This is a genomic window from Humibacter ginsenosidimutans (genome assembly GCF_007859675.1).
Classification (GTDB): Bacteria; Actinomycetota; Actinomycetes; order Actinomycetales; family Microbacteriaceae; genus Humibacter; species Humibacter ginsenosidimutans.
Genome location: NZ_CP042305.1, coordinates 1,408,092 through 1,421,578, shown reverse-complemented (window position 1 = coordinate 1,421,578; position 13,487 = coordinate 1,408,092). Strand labels below are relative to the sequence as shown.

At 68.8% G+C, this 13,487-nt stretch carries 13 protein-coding genes; 5 read left to right on the top strand and 8 right to left on the bottom strand.

From position 1 onward, the window contains the following. The first annotated feature begins 12 nt into the window (after window positions 1-12). Window positions 13-291, top strand: a complete 279-nt coding sequence (locus FPZ11_RS06775; RefSeq protein WP_146319466.1) for a hypothetical protein — start codon at window positions 13-15, stop codon at window positions 289-291. A 25-nt stretch (window positions 292-316) separates the two neighbouring features. Here the strand turns inward: FPZ11_RS06775 and FPZ11_RS06770 are convergent, their stop codons facing one another. The 3 genes from FPZ11_RS06770 to moaA form a co-directional block, all read right to left on the bottom strand. Further along, window positions 317-2,638 (bottom strand): FdhF/YdeP family oxidoreductase, encoded by a 2,322-nt coding sequence (locus tag FPZ11_RS06770; RefSeq protein ID WP_146319464.1) that lies wholly within the window; start codon window positions 2,636-2,638, stop codon window positions 317-319. Next, complete coding sequence (gene fdhD, locus FPZ11_RS06765) at window positions 2,635-3,504, bottom strand: formate dehydrogenase accessory sulfurtransferase FdhD (protein ID WP_146319462.1); 870 nt, start codon at window positions 3,502-3,504, stop codon at window positions 2,635-2,637. Before fdhD ends, FPZ11_RS06770 begins: the two co-directional genes overlap by 4 nt. A gap of 66 nt (window positions 3,505-3,570) precedes the next feature. Continuing rightward, window positions 3,571-4,659 carry a GTP 3',8-cyclase MoaA gene (gene moaA / locus FPZ11_RS06760; protein WP_302849662.1) on the bottom strand — a complete coding sequence of 363 codons (1,089 nt, stop codon included), beginning with the start codon at window positions 4,657-4,659 and terminating at the stop codon, window positions 3,571-3,573. 172 nt (window positions 4,660-4,831) lie between these two features. Here moaA and FPZ11_RS06755 point away from each other — a divergent pair, with 172 nt between their 5' ends. Next, window positions 4,832-5,410, top strand: a complete 579-nt coding sequence (locus FPZ11_RS06755) for a hypothetical protein (protein WP_146319458.1) — start codon at window positions 4,832-4,834, stop codon at window positions 5,408-5,410. A 103-nt stretch (window positions 5,411-5,513) separates the two neighbouring features. On the opposite strand, the gene gdhA is transcribed toward FPZ11_RS06755, so the two are convergent. The 3 genes from gdhA to FPZ11_RS06740 all read right to left on the bottom strand — a co-directional run bounded on the left by gdhA (window position 5,514) and on the right by FPZ11_RS06740 (window position 8,713). Continuing rightward, on the bottom strand, window positions 5,514-6,866 hold the full coding sequence (gdhA, locus tag FPZ11_RS06750; RefSeq protein ID WP_146319456.1) for an NADP-specific glutamate dehydrogenase: 1,353 nt from the start codon (window positions 6,864-6,866) through the stop codon (window positions 5,514-5,516). Window positions 6,867-6,992: 126 nt separating this feature from the next. After that, on the bottom strand, window positions 6,993-7,721 hold the full coding sequence (locus FPZ11_RS06745; protein WP_210415970.1) for an NADPH-dependent F420 reductase: 729 nt from the start codon (window positions 7,719-7,721) through the stop codon (window positions 6,993-6,995). A gap of 125 nt (window positions 7,722-7,846) precedes the next feature. Then, a complete protein-coding gene (locus tag FPZ11_RS06740) occupies window positions 7,847-8,713 on the bottom strand; it encodes a helix-turn-helix transcriptional regulator (protein ID WP_146319454.1) in 867 nt (288 codons plus the stop codon). A gap of 100 nt (window positions 8,714-8,813) precedes the next feature. Here FPZ11_RS06740 and FPZ11_RS06735 point away from each other — a divergent pair, with 100 nt between their 5' ends. Next, entirely contained in the window at window positions 8,814-9,599 is a 786-nt protein-coding gene (locus FPZ11_RS06735) for an SDR family oxidoreductase (protein WP_146322752.1), read from the top strand. Window positions 9,600-9,620: 21 nt separating this feature from the next. Here FPZ11_RS06735 and FPZ11_RS06730 read toward each other — a convergent pair whose 3' ends face one another. Continuing rightward, a complete protein-coding gene (locus FPZ11_RS06730; RefSeq protein ID WP_146319452.1) occupies window positions 9,621-10,406 on the bottom strand; it encodes a GNAT family N-acetyltransferase in 786 nt (261 codons plus the stop codon). Window positions 10,407-10,559: 153 nt separating this feature from the next. On the opposite strand from FPZ11_RS06730, the gene FPZ11_RS06725 reads away from it, so the two are divergent. Both FPZ11_RS06725 and FPZ11_RS06720 read left to right on the top strand, forming a co-directional pair. Then, entirely contained in the window at window positions 10,560-11,696 is a 1,137-nt protein-coding gene (locus FPZ11_RS06725) for a hypothetical protein (protein ID WP_146319450.1), read from the top strand. 244 nt (window positions 11,697-11,940) lie between these two features. Further along, complete coding sequence (locus tag FPZ11_RS06720) at window positions 11,941-13,080, top strand: 3-deoxy-7-phosphoheptulonate synthase (RefSeq protein ID WP_146319448.1); 1,140 nt, start codon at window positions 11,941-11,943, stop codon at window positions 13,078-13,080. On the opposite strand, the gene FPZ11_RS06715 is transcribed toward FPZ11_RS06720, so the two are convergent. Next, window positions 13,065-13,484: a DUF4190 domain-containing protein gene (locus FPZ11_RS06715; protein ID WP_210415969.1), complete on the bottom strand. Its 420-nt coding sequence runs from the start codon at window positions 13,482-13,484 to the stop codon at window positions 13,065-13,067. The genes FPZ11_RS06720 and FPZ11_RS06715 overlap by 16 nt on opposite strands. Window positions 13,485-13,487 lie beyond the last annotated feature (3 nt).

The following is a 13,487-nucleotide window of genomic DNA, read 5'->3' as shown; positions in this document are numbered from 1 at the left end:
CAGAATGGGAGGGTGTTCGTGTCACCGGATGTGATCGGGATGGTCATCGCGCTCTTCGCGTTCGCCGTCACCGTGCTGGGCGGCGTGGCGGGCATGCTCTCGCGACAGACGAAGGCCGTGGACTCCCGGCTCGACGCCTTCGAGGTGCGAGTCAGTCAGCGCTTCGACCGACTGGACGACCGTTTCGATCGGCTGGACGACCGCGTGACGCGCGTCGAGGGCGAACTCGTCGAGGTCAAGGTCGCGATCGCGCGCATCGAGGGGCCGCGGCCGCGCCTGCAGCAACTGTGAGTCCGTCGGCGACCGCTGACCCCCCTCAGACCGCGACCGGCACCGTCGTCGGCTCGATGCGGATCACGACCGACTTCGATGCCGGCGTGTTGCTCACCTCGGCGGTGGCTCCGAGCGGCACGAGCGGATTCGCCTCGGGGAAGTAGGCGGCGGCGCATCCTCTCGCCGTCGGATACGACACCAGCCTGAAACCGCGGATCACGCGGTCGACACCGTCGCTGAACTCGCTGTGCACGTCGACGCGTTGACCGTCGGTCAGCCCGAGCTCCGCGATGTCCTGCGGGCTCACGAAGACCACGTCACGTCCCTGCTTCACGCCGCGATAGCGATCGTTGAGACTGTAGATCGTCGTGTTGAACTGGTCGTGCGCGCGGATCGTCTGCAGCAGCAGGCGCCCGGACGGGCATTCGACGTACTGCAGTTCGTTGAGCGAGAACTTCGCTTTGCCCGTGTCGGTGGGGAAGGTGCGCGAGTCGCGCGGCCCGTGCGGCAGCACGAAGCCGCCCTCCTGCCGGATCTTGCGGTTGTAGTCGTCGCAGCCGGGGCACACGTTCGCGATGTGATCGCGGATCCTGTCGTAGTCGGCCTCGAAGGCCGCCCAGTCGATGTCGGCATTCGATCGATCGCGCAACGTCGCGCGTGCCAGCCGGGTGATGATCGAGATCTCCGAAAGCAGGTTCGGTGACACCGGGTCGACCTTGCCCCACGACGGGTGCACCGCGCACACCGTGTCTTCCACCGAGATGAACTGCTCCCCGGATGCCTGCAGGTCGATCTCCGTGCGCCCCATCGTCGGCAGAATGAGGGCTTCGCGTCCCACGACGGCGTGCGAACGGTTGAGCTTGGTCGACACCTGCACCGTCAGCTCCGCCTTCTGCACGGCGCTCTCCGCGGCATCCGTGTCGGAGATCGCGGCCACGAGGTTGCCGCCGAGGGCGAACCACACCTTGATGCGTCCGTCGGCGAGTGCCCGGATGCCGTCGACGCTGTCGACCCCGTTCTCGCGCGGCGGCTCGAAGCGGAACTCGTCGCGCAGCTTGTCGAGGAACGCCGGCGGCATCTTCTCCCAGATGCCCATCGTGCGGTCCCCCTGCACGTTGCTGTGGCCGCGGATCGGGGATGCGCCTGCGCCCGGCTTGCCGATGTTCCCGCGCAGGAACAGCAGGTTCATGATGTCTTTGATCGTCGCCACGGCGCGCTTGTGCTGGGTGAGGCCCATCGCCCACGTGACGATCACCTTGTCGGCCTTCATGTACCGGTCGGCGAGAGAACCGATCTCGCCGCTGGTGAGCCCCGTCGCCCGCAAGACCTCGACCTCGTCGAGCGAGTCGAGGCTCGCGGCGAATTCGTCGAACCCCTGGCAGTACCTGTCGATGAAGTCGTGATCGAGCACGGTGCCCGGCGCAGCCCTCTCCGCGTCGAGCACGCGCTTGGCCACGGCCTGCATGAGGGCCTGGTCGCCGCTGAGCCTGATCTGCAGATAGTCGTCGGCGAGGCCCGTGCCTTTACCGATCCAGCCGCTCACCTTCTGCGGGTTCTTGTATCGCATGAGCCCGGCCTCCGGCAGCGGGTTCACGGCCACGATCTTCGCCCCCGCCTCCTTTGCCTCCTCGAGCGCGGTGAGCATGCGCGGATGGTTCGTGCCCGGGTTCTGACCCATGATGATGATCAGGTCGGCCTTGGCGAAGTCGTCGTAGGTGACCGTGCACTTGCCCACGCCGATCACCTCGCCGAGTGCGGCGCCGGTGGACTCGTGGCACATGTTGGAGCAGTCCGGCAGATTGTTCGTGCCGAAGGCGCGGGCGAACAGTTGGTAGGCGAACGCCGCCTCGTTCGAGGTGCGGCCGCTCGTGTAGAACGCGGCCTGGTCGGGGGAGTCGAGCGATCGCAGCTTGTCCGAAACGATGCGGAAGGCGTCATCCCACGTCACCGGCACATAACGGTCGCTGTCGGCCGCTTTGTAGACCGGCTCGACGAGACGGCCCTGCATGCCGAGCCAGTACTCCGACTTCTCCAGCAGCACGGGAATCGGATGCTCCGCCCAGAACGTGTTCGGCACCGTGAGCGGCGTCGCCTCCCAGGTGACGGCCTTCGCGCCGTTCTCGCAGAACTCCGCCACCTTGCGGTGCGAGGGGTCTGGCCAGGCGCAGCTCATGCAATCGAAGCCGTCCTTGTGGTTCATCGAAGTGAGCAGCTTCGCCGCTCGCGACGGGCCCATCTCGCGCACGGCCGGTCCGACCGAGTGCATGATGCCGGGGATGCCCGCGGCCCACTGCTTGGGGTGCGTCACCTGGATGCGTTCCGTGTCGTCCACCGTGCGCTCGTCCGGCGCTTCGTGGATGGTCATGCTGCACTTCCTTCCGCGCTCGGCCGTTCGAAGCCCTGCTGCTCTTCGACGCGCTGTCCGCCCGCGTAGACCACCATCGACTCGCCGCGCAGGAACCCGACAAGGGTCATCCCGCACTCGATTGCCAGTTCGACGGCGAGCGACGACGGCGCAGAGACCGCGGCGAGCATCGGGATGCCCGCCATCGCCGCCTTCTGCGTCAGCTCGAAGCTCGCGCGCCCCGACACCATCAGCACCGTGCCGGTCAGCGGCAGCAGGTCGTGGGTGAGCGCCCAGCCGACCACCTTGTCGACCGCGTTGTGCCTGCCGACGTCTTCGCGCACCACGAGCATCTCGTCGGTGTCGGCGCGGTACAGCCCTGCTGCGTGCAGACCTCCCGTGGACTCGAAGACGTCTTGCGCGGCGCGCAGCCGGTCGGGCAGCGTCACGAGGGTGTCGATCGCCACGCGAAGCGTGTCGTCGCGCACCTCGAACCGCGACTGCGTGCGCACCGCATCGATGCTCGCCTTGCCGCACAGACCGCACGAACTGGTGGTGAAGAACTCACGTGCCAACGCCGGAGACGGCGGCGCCACCCCCGGTGCGAGCGCGACGTCGAGCACGTTGTAGGTGTTGCCCTGCGTGCTGCCGTCGTCGCAGAACCGTGCGGCGGCGAACTCGTCGCCGCGTGCGATGACACCCTCAGAGACGAGGAATCCGGCCGCCAGCTCGACGTCGTGCCCTGGGGTGCGCATGGTCACCGCGAGCGGGCGTCCGCCGACTCTGATCTCCAGGGGTTCCTCGACGACGAGGATGTCTTCCCGTCGTGTGACGCGCGCGCCGAGCGTCAAGCGGGCGACGCGTCGTCGGGTCGTGACCCTGCCCATATTTCAGGGATACGCCGGTGGCCCCGTTCTCGCAACAGAGCCGGCGCCGACCCGTCGCGTGCGTCGTCAGCCGCCGATGTAGGACATCTCGATCTTCTTGCGGTGCTCCCGGATGCCCGGCGTCAGAGACGAGCGCAGCTGCGAGTAGCGATCGTCCCTGCGCGTCCACACGCCGCTCATCGCGGAGGCGAGGTCGTCATCGGCGACACCGGAGCGCAGCAGCGTGCGCAGGTCGGTGCCGTCGTCGGCGAAGAGGCAGGTGTAGAGCCGGCCCTCCGTGGAGAGGCGCGCGCGGTTGCAGCCCGCGCAGAACGGCTGCGTCACCGACGAGATCACGCCGATCTCGCCGGCGCCGTCCACGTAGCGCCACCGTGCGGCGGTCTCGCCCGGCGCAGTCGGCGCGAGCGGCTCGATGGGATGCACGGCGGAGATGCGCTCGATGATCTCGCGCGACGGCACGACGTCGTCGAGGCGCCAGCCGTTCGTGGTGCCGACATCCATGAACTCGATGAACCGCAGCACGCAGCCGCTGCCGCGGAAGCGCTCGGCCATCGCCACGATGTCGTCGTCGTTCTGTCCGCGCTTGACGACCATGTTGACCTTGATCGGTCCGAGACCGACGTCGTGCGCCACCCGAAGACCGTGCAGAACCTTCGCCAGCGGAAAGTTCACGTCGTTCATGCGGCGAAAGGTGGCGTCGTCGAGCGAGTCGACCGAGACGGTCACCCGGTTCAGGCCCGCGTCCCTCAGCGACTGCGCCTTGAAGGCCAGCGCCGACCCGTTCGTCGTCAAGGCGAGGTCGAGCGGTTCGCCGGATGCCGTGCGCAGCGCCGCCAGCATCGCGATCAGCTCCTCGATGCCCTTGCGCAGCAGCGGCTCGCCCCCGGTGAGGCGCACCTTGCGCACGCCGAGTCGGATCCCCGCCTTGACGACCCGCACGATCTCCTCGAACGTGAGCAGCTCGTCGCGGGGAAGGAAGGCGTAGTCGCGGCCGAACACCTCGCGCGGCATGCAGTACACGCAGCGGAAGTTGCAGCGGTCGGTGACCGACACGCGCAGGTCGGTGAGACGACGACCGAGGCGGTCGACGGGCATCCCGGTCGAGGGAAGCCGGTGCGCGCGTGTGCCGTCGACGCGATCAAGCGTGTCAGTCACGGCATCCCCCCGCCTCATTGCTCATACGGCACCGGCCGTTCTTCGAGAGTAGGCCGTCTAACCCGACTCGTGGCGGGTTGCCCCGGTCGGCGGCGCGGCGGCTCACCCTTGAAGTTGTCTGGACACGGGGTCACTATGAGATGGAGGGGAACTGGATAGAAGAAGGTTCACCATGCATTTCGCAGTGTCGTTGTTCCCACCTCTGGCACTCGGATTCTTCGGCCTCGGCACCGGCTATCTCATCTACGGTCCGCAGGAGCTGGTCGGCTGGCCGAAGCGGGACGAACGGGTCGACCGTGCGATGGGAACGTGGGGCATCTGGTTGCCCGGTTTCTGTCAGTTCGTGACCGGGATCATCCTGTTCATCGGCCTGACGTGGTTTCAAGTCTTCAAGGGCGCGCCGCTGTACATGGCCGCGCTCGCGTTCAGCGCATACGGCATCCACTGGTTCGCGATCGGTTACAACAGGTACCGTGGCAACGACCCACGACCCAACGCGGGCATGACTGTCGCGTTCTTCATCATCTCGGTCGCCGGGCTCGTGGTGTTCTTCGTCTCCGGGGACTGGGCGGTCGGGCTGCTGTTCGTCGGCCTCGCCCTGATCTACGCGTCGGACTTCTTCGCCGCGATCGGCAGGAGTTGGGGGGAGCGGGCGCTCGGGTTCTGGCACGTCGTCACAGGGTTGTGGCTGATGTACCTCATGCTCGCCGTCGCGTTCAACTTCTCGCTCGGCTGGGCGCTGCCCGTGTGAGTGCCGCGCTCCGCTCGATACCGATATCCGACCACCGTCGCCGTCGGCGCACATTCCCCTCGCGCCGACGACGCCGGCCGGATCGGTCGGGATGCCCGACGCCTCAGATGAGGCCGAGAGACAGCATCGCGTCGGCCACCTGCGTGAAGCCCGAGATGTTGGCGCCGACCACATAGTCGCCCGGCGCGCCGTACTCGTCTGCGGTCTCGAGGCAGCGGGCGTGGATCGAGCGCATGATCTCGGCCAGGCGAGCCTCGGTGTAGTCGAACGTCCACGAGTCGCGGGAGGCGTTCTGCTGCATCTCGAGCGCGCTGGTCGCCACACCGCCTGCATTGGCCGCCTTGCCCGGCGCGAACGCCACCCCTGCGGCGCGGAGCGTGCGGATGGCATCGGGCGTGGTGGGCATGTTCGCGCCCTCTGCGACGATGCGACAGCCGTTCTTCACGAGGCGGGTCGCGGCATCCGCGTCGAGCTCGTTCTGCGTGGCGGACGGGATGGCGATGTCGCAGGCGACGTCCCAGATCGAGCCGCCCGCCGTGTAGGCGGCGCCCGGCTTGCGGTCGGCGTACTCGCTGACGCGGCCGCGGTGCCCGTTCTTGATCTCCTTGAGCAGATCGAGGTCGAGGCCCTTCTCGTCGACGATGTAGCCGTCGGAGTCGGAGCAGGCCACGACGGTGCCGCCCAGCTCGTGCACCTTCTCGATGGCATAGATCGCCACGTTGCCCGAGCCGGAGACGACGACGCGCTTGCCCTCGAACGAGTCGCCGGACGTCTTGAGGATCTCGTGCACGAAGAACACCGCACCGTAGCCGGTCGCCTCGGTGCGCACCTGCGACCCGCCCCAGGTGAGGCCCTTGCCGGTGAGGGTGCCGGCCTCCCAGCGGTTGGTGATGCGCTTGTACTGGCCGAAGAGGTAGCCGATCTCGCGGCCGCCGACGCCGATGTCGCCGGCGGGAACGTCGGTGTGCTCGCCGATGTGGCGGTACAGCTCCGTCATGAACGACTGGCAGAAGCGCATGACCTCGGCGTCGGACTTGCCCTTGGGGTCGAAGTCGCTGCCGCCCTTTCCGCCGCCGATCGGCAGTCCGGTCAGGGCGTTCTTGAAGATCTGCTCGAATCCGAGGAACTTCACGATGCCGAGGTACACGCTCGGGTGGAATCGCAGCCCGCCCTTGTACGGTCCGAGCGACGAGTTGAATTCGACCCGGAACCCGCGGTTGAGCTGCACCCGGTTGGCGTCGTCGGTCCACGGCACGCGGAAGATGATCTGGCGCTCGGGCTCGCAGAGCCGACGGATGACCTCGGCGTCGGCGTACTCCGGGTGCTTGGCCACCACAGGCCCGAGGCTTTCGAGCACCTCGCGCACGGCTTGGTGGAACTCCGTTTCGCCGGGATTGCGGCGCACCACTTCGTTGAACACCGAGAGAAGGTTGTGGTCGAGCTCGGGCACAGGCATATCTCCATTCGATCCGGGGGAGAGCGGTCGAGTCTCACAACATGTGAGATCTCACAGACGGCAGGACCAGCGTACCCGCATGTGGGATACCACGAGACCGCGGCTGTCCGAGGCGCCGGCCAGCTGCTATGCGGCGTGTTCTGCGCGCGCCCGCGCGACGACGCGTCCGCGAGCCGAGTCCGGGAAGGTCGACAACAGGTAGCGCACCTGGTCGGCGTCCACGTCCGCACCGAACAGCTCGGTGTTCGGCTCCATGCGGATGCCTTCTGAGAGGGTGCCGGCGACCACGGGATCGAAGCCGAGCGCGTCGACGAAGGAGGCGACGGCATCCAGGTCGGCACCGTCGTCGCCGGCGATGGCGATCGCCTTGCGCCCATCGGCGCCGTGCGGTCGCGGCTCGTCCTCGAGGTCGTGGTAACCCATGTGGTTGAGCGCCTTCACCAGGCGAGAGTGCGGCAGGAACCGCTGCACGATCTCGCTCGTCGAGGTGGTCGGGTCGTTGAGGTCGTCGCGGATGCCGTCGATCTCCCACCAGTAGTTCATGGCGTCGATCACGAGCTTGCCGGCCAGCGCGTCGACGGGAAGCGTCTCGTGCTTGCCGAGCGGGAGGGCGAGGATGACGGCATCCGCCGATCGTGCCGCGTTCTCCGCTGTGACGGCCTTGGCACCGGGAGCGAGCACCTCGACGATGAGCGCGATCTTCGCGGGATCGCCCGACCCGGCGATCAGCACGTCGAAGCCGGCCGCCAGCGCGAGACGTGCGAGCACCGTTCCCAGCTTGCCGGCGCCGAGGATGCCGACGGTGCGGATGCCGTCGCTCCCGTCTGTTCTGCTCTCACCTTCCGGTGCCGTCACGTCTCGTCCCTTCCGGCAGCCTGATCAGGCCAGAACGCCTGCCCGGCAGCGCATGCCTCTCCATCGGCAACACCGTGCACCCGATCAGGATTCCACGACGGTGCGGCGCAGATGAGACAAGCCGGTCACGCCGGATCGTCGGAGAAGGCCTGCGTGCCCAGCACGGAGAGCAGCCGAAGCCGTTCCTGCGCCTGCGAGTCGTGCTGCCCGTTCGATCGTGCCGCGGTCAGCACCAGCAGGGCCTGACTCTGGTCTTCGGTGAACAGCACCTGACAGTCGAACTCGATGGCCCCGACTTCGGGATGCACGAGCACCTTGTGGTCCTCGAACCGGCGCGCGACCTCGTGCCGGTCCCAGAGCTCGCCGAATTCCGCACTCCGTTCGCGCAGTTCGCGCACCAGCTCGCCGGCCCGTGAACGCTGGCCCATCGCGCCGAGGGCTGCGCGCAGATTCGCCACCAGCGCCCTGCTCTGTCTGTCCCTGTCGTTCTCCGGGTACAGCAGTCGCTCCGTCGTCGGGTGCACGAACCAGCGATAGACGTCGCTGCGCTCCCATCCGGCCAGCGCCGTCCGGTCGCCGAACAGGGCGTCAGCCATGCGGTTCTGCGCGAGCGACTCGCCGAGGTTCGAGATGACCAGCGCGGGGGAGTCGTCGAGCCTGTCGAGCACCCGCAGCAGCGCGGGGGCGACATGGGTGCCGAGCGAGGAGCGATCCGGGATGCCGTGCCCCGCCACCCGATAGAGATAGTCGCGTTCGTCGCGGCTCAGCCGCAGCGCCCTGGCGAGCGACGCCAGCATCTGCTCGCTGGGCTGCGGTCCGCGCCGCTGCTCCAGCCGGGTGTAGTAGTCGGTCGACATGGCCGCCAGCTGCGCGACCTCCTCGCGTCGCAGGCCTGGCGTGCGCCTGCGACGCCCTTCGGACAGGCCGACGTCGCCTGGGCTCAACTCCGCGCGCCGGCGTCGGAGGAAGTCGGCGAGGGCTGCGGCATCCATGGCTCCATCATCTCCGGTGCGCTCCATGCCATCCAGGGATCGCCGATCCGTGGATGACCCCGCTCTGCCGGCCGAGCGCGCGCTCGCCGACGCTGGAGACATGCAGATCACCGGAAACACCGTCTTCATCCCCGGCGCCACCAGCGGCATCGGCCTCGCGCTCGCCGTGTCGCTCTCCGAGCGCGGCAACACCGTCATCGTCGGTGGCCGCAGAAGCGAGCTGCTCGCCCGCATCCGCGAACAGCATCCCGGCCTCGACACCGTGCAGGTCGACACCACGAACAAGCAGAGCATCGCCGCGGCGGCAGAGAGTGTGCTCGCCGCGCACCCTGATCTGAACATGCTCATCGCGATGGCCGGCATCATGCGCACGGAGGACTGGCACGCTCCAGCCACGTTCGTCGAGACCGCCGAAGCGACGGTCGAGACGAACCTGCTCGGTCCGATCCGCCTGATCGGAGCCTTCATCGAGCACCTGCAGTCGCGGCCGGATGCCGTGATCATGACGGTCTCGTCGGGCCTCGCCTTCGTGCCGCTGCGGGTGACGCCCACGTACAACGCCACCAAGGCGGCGATCCATCAGCTCAGCGAGTCGATCCGGCTGCAGCTGGCGGACACCTCCGTGCAGGTGGTCGAGCTCGTGCCCCCTGCGGTGCGCACGTCGTTGATGCCCGGGCAGGAGACGAGCCCGATCGCGATGCCGCTCGACGAGTTCGTGGCCGAGGTGGTTCAGCTCATCGAGCAGAATCCGGATGCCCGTGAGCTTCAGGTGCAGCGCGTCGGCTTCCTGCGGCACGCGGAGTCGCGCGGCGACTACGACACGGTCGTGGCGACGCTGAACGCCCAGGACCCGCACGCCCGGCACGCCGGGGCCGACGCCGCGTAGCTGCCCGGCTCGCACCGGCGATCACGCGGGCGCCTGCACGTACGTGTAGGTGGCGACGGCGCGAAAGCCCAGGCCGTCGTACATCCGCCGGGCGACGTGATTGCCGGCCAGAACCTGGAGCCAGAGTGCATCGACGCCGCGCGCGGCCGCAAGTGTCGTGAGAGCCGTGACGACCGAGCGGGCGTGGCCGCGACCACGGGCATCCTGCCGCGTCGCCACGGCGTAGAGGCCGCCCCACTGCAGCTCCCCGTCATCGACAAGGGCCAGCCTGGCGACGGATGCCGTGCCGTGATCGTCTCGCGCCGCGGCGTACAACGCGGGGCCGCCGGTCATGATGCGCCGTGCGACCTCGAGTTCGGCCGCGCCGCCTCGGCCGTCGACAGCCCACCAGGTCGCCAGCCATTCGTCGTCGGGTTCGGCGACGACCTCGACTGCTGTGCCGCCCGTGGGTTCCGACGAGACCGCTTCGAGGATGCCGCGCGTCGGCGCCGCGAGCACGAGCGTCTCGTCCCGTTCGATGTAGCCGCGCGCGCTCAGTGCCGCGGCGATCGCGGCATCGCCGTCCGACAGCTGGAACAGAGGGACGAGGCCGCGATCGCGGTAGGCGCGCTCGGCGCCGGCGACGGCCGCATCGACATCCTCGACGGAGTCCGCGGGATAGACGGAGTTCGCTCGCTTCGTGACGCCGCCCGCGAAACGCGCGACCCAGCCGCCGATCGGCACTCGCTCGATGGCCGGCCAGCCGGCGTCGGCGAGTGCTGCGAAGTCCGTGGCGGCGGGCCACGAAAGCGCGGGCGACGAGGGCATCCGCCCACGCTACTGCGCGCGGGCGCACCGGCTTGTCAACCCGGTGCGAAGCATGCCAAGGTGGACACGGTCGTGTCCCCCGTACAGGGGTGATGTGCACCACAGGGGGAGGGTCGCTCCCCGCGGCCTGCACGGCGCGAGCGAAGGAGCGACATGTCCGAGGGCTACACGGTGGGATCCGGTGTGAGCGGCAACGGACGATATCCACGCCGCGTGGCGCAGGGCACGAGGGCCGACGACCTCCCTCGCCCGTGGGGCTGGTGGCTCTGGCTGCTGTTCGGCCTGGTCTTCGGCGTGATCGGACTTCTGCCGTGGCTGCTCACGGGCATGACGCTGCCGCTGCAGAACCTGTGGTCGACGGACGCCGCGCCGAGCGACATGCCCTCTGCGCTGCTTCCGCTCAGCCAGTACCGGCTCGGCATGATCGTTGCGCTGATCGTGGTCGGCTCGGCGGCGGCAGGCATCGTGGCGCGAAGCGCGCACCGGTACCTCTCGGCGGGAGGCTTCTGGGCCTTGACGGCCGGCGTCGGGCTCGTGCAGCTGACAGCGCTGGGGCAGTCGGCGTTCGTGATCGGCGTGGGTCTCGGCGATGGGGTCGCCTCGGTCGCCTATCTCGCGGTGATGGTGCTCGTCGTGCTGATCTCCATGCTCGGGGGAGTGGCCGTGCTCGCCCTCATCGCCCGGGCGCCGCGCGGGGGCGCGCTGATCGGCATCGCACTCGTGGCAGCCGCGTTCGCGCAGTGGGCGGCGGGCATCGCGCGTGTGATCGTTCCCTCGGGGCAGAACCCGATCGTCATGCAGGTGATGGTGTGGTTGCCGGCACTGGTGGTGGCTGTCGCGATCATCTGGTGCGGCGTGAACACCGTCGGTCGCGTCATCGCCGCGATCGTCGCACTGCTCCTGCTCTGGATCTCCTCGCCCCTCAGCACGGCCGTCGCCGCCGCGGCGGGGACGAGGGTGCTCGCGCGCTCGCCGTACGAGATGGCCGACTACGGTGTCGGCGTCTTCCGCATGGCGCTGTTCGAGGTGCAGACCGTGCTGCTGCCCGTGGCCGCCGCGATCGTGGTCGCGGCCGTCGGACTTCTCGTGCGCGGGCTGATGGCCCGCTCCCGCAGGCGCAACGCGCCGCAGCAGTACAGCCGCGAGGACGAGGTCATGCCGTTCGACGACCGCGGTGCTTTCGTCGTGGGTTCGATGGGCGGGGTACTCGGCACCGGCGCCATCGACACCGTGCCGGCGGAGTCGCCGACCGAGGAGCTCGAGTACCCGACGCGTCCGCTCGGCTACTGAGCCGGCACGGTCGCCCGACGGCGGGCGACCCGCATTTTGGAGCTCATGCGTCCGCTCTGCTAGCCTCGCCCGCATGACATCCCGCTGGTATGCGTATTTCGCGTTGGCTCTGGAGGAGCCGACGGTCGCGAAGCGCTGACCAGCACATCCTTCAGAGCCAACGGGCAGGATCATTCCGATCCTGCCTTTCGTCATTAACCGGCGGGTTGGCACTGGTCCTCTCGCCGTCACCGAGAGGAACCCCATGAGCATCACAGCCCAGAACAGCAGGCGGACCGGCGACGCGGTGCCGAACGCCGACACGGTGTCGAACACCAGGGTGACGTCGATCCAGGCGCTCCCCACCCCGGCACAGGTGCGTGCCGAGCTGCCGTTGAACGAACGGGCCGCCGCTCTCGTGGCGCGCAGCCGCGCGGAGGTCGAGGCCGTGCTGCGCGGCGACGACCCGCGCCTGCTGGTCGTCGTCGGCCCGTGCTCCGTGCACGACCCGGATGCCGCGCTCGAGTACGCGCGTCGGCTCGCCGCGGTCGCTGACCTGCACCGCGACCGGCTGCTGATCGTGATGCGCGTCTACTTCGAGAAGCCGCGTTCGACCGGCGGCTGGAAGGGGCTCATCAACGATCCCCACCTCGACGGCACGCACCGCGTCGCCGACGGGCTGCGGATGGCGCGTCGCCTGCTCATCGACATCCTCGAGCTCGGTCTGCCTGTCGGCTGCGAGTTCCTCGAACCCACGAGCCCGCAGTACATCGCGGATGCCGTCAGCTGGGGTGCCATCGGCGCGCGCACCACGGAGAGCCAGATCCACCGCCAGCTCGCCAGCGGGCTCTCGATGCCGATCGGATTCAAGAACGCCACGGACGGCGATGTGCAGGTGGCCGTCGACGGCTGCACCGTCGCGGGCCAGCGGCACGTCTTCTTCGGCGTCACCGACGAGGGCGCCGCAGCCCTGGTCTCCACGAGCGGCAACGAGGCGGCCCACGTCATCCTGCGCGGCGGCCGCGGCACCACCAACTACGACTCGGCGAGCGTGGCGGATGCCGCGGCGCTGCTCACGCGGGCCGGCCTCGCCTCTCACCTGGTGGTCGACGCCAGCCACGGCAACAGCGGCAAGAGCCACGTGCGGCAGGCGTCAGTGCTGCGCGAGCTCGCCGACCAGGTGAGAGAGGGCGACCCGATCGCCGGCGTCATGGCCGAGAGCTTCCTCGTGCCGGGCAACCAGCCGCTGACCGACGCAGGTCGATCAGCGCTCGCCTACGGGCAGAGCATCACGGATGCCTGCATCGGCTGGGACGAGACGGCGGCCCTGCTCGACGAACTCGCGCTCGCCGTGCAGGACCGCCGTGAGAAGGGATCCGTCGTACCGGATCAGCTGCAGGTGTAGGTGACGCCGTTCACGTAGTGCGTGCCGGGTCCGAGGTCGGCGCACTGCGCGAAGATGTTCGCGAAGACCACGATCAGGATGACGGCGACGATGATCTGGAGCACCAGAAGCACGATGCCGACGATGATTCCCGCGGTGGCAGGTCCGTTCGGAACGCCGGCCTTGCGCGACTGCACCTTGGCGACGATGGAGAGGATGAGGCCGACCACCGAGAAGAAGAACGCCACGATGAGACCGACGATGCCGAGCACACGGCCGGGCTGCGAACCGCCCCCTGGCGCGGGCTGGTATGCGGGTGCCGACGGGGCCGGATAGCCGACGTTCTGCGGCGGAACGGGGGCGCCCTGCTGCGGGTAGCCGGGTCCTGAAACGGGCGGGGGAACCTGATCTGAGGGGTTGCTCATGGG

Coding starts and splice junctions, on each gene's coding strand:
- FPZ11_RS06770 (WP_146319464.1), bottom strand. CDS start 2,638: ATGACCATCCACGAAGCGCCGGACGAGCGCACGGTGGACGACACGGAA.
- fdhD (WP_146319462.1), bottom strand. CDS start 3,504: ATGGGCAGGGTCACGACCCGACGACGCGTCGCCCGCTTGACGCTCGGC.
- FPZ11_RS06755 (WP_146319458.1), top strand. CDS start 4,832: ATGCATTTCGCAGTGTCGTTGTTCCCACCTCTGGCACTCGGATTCTTC.
- gdhA (WP_146319456.1), bottom strand. CDS start 6,866: ATGCCTGTGCCCGAGCTCGACCACAACCTTCTCTCGGTGTTCAACGAA.
- FPZ11_RS06740 (WP_146319454.1), bottom strand. CDS start 8,713: ATGGATGCCGCAGCCCTCGCCGACTTCCTCCGACGCCGGCGCGCGGAG.
- FPZ11_RS06735 (WP_146322752.1), top strand. CDS start 8,814: ATGCAGATCACCGGAAACACCGTCTTCATCCCCGGCGCCACCAGCGGC.
- FPZ11_RS06730 (WP_146319452.1), bottom strand. CDS start 10,406: ATGCCCTCGTCGCCCGCGCTTTCGTGGCCCGCCGCCACGGACTTCGCA.
- FPZ11_RS06725 (WP_146319450.1), top strand. CDS start 10,560: ATGTCCGAGGGCTACACGGTGGGATCCGGTGTGAGCGGCAACGGACGA.
- FPZ11_RS06720 (WP_146319448.1), top strand. CDS start 11,941: ATGAGCATCACAGCCCAGAACAGCAGGCGGACCGGCGACGCGGTGCCG.
- FPZ11_RS06715 (WP_210415969.1), bottom strand. CDS start 13,484: ATGAGCAACCCCTCAGATCAGGTTCCCCCGCCCGTTTCAGGACCCGGC.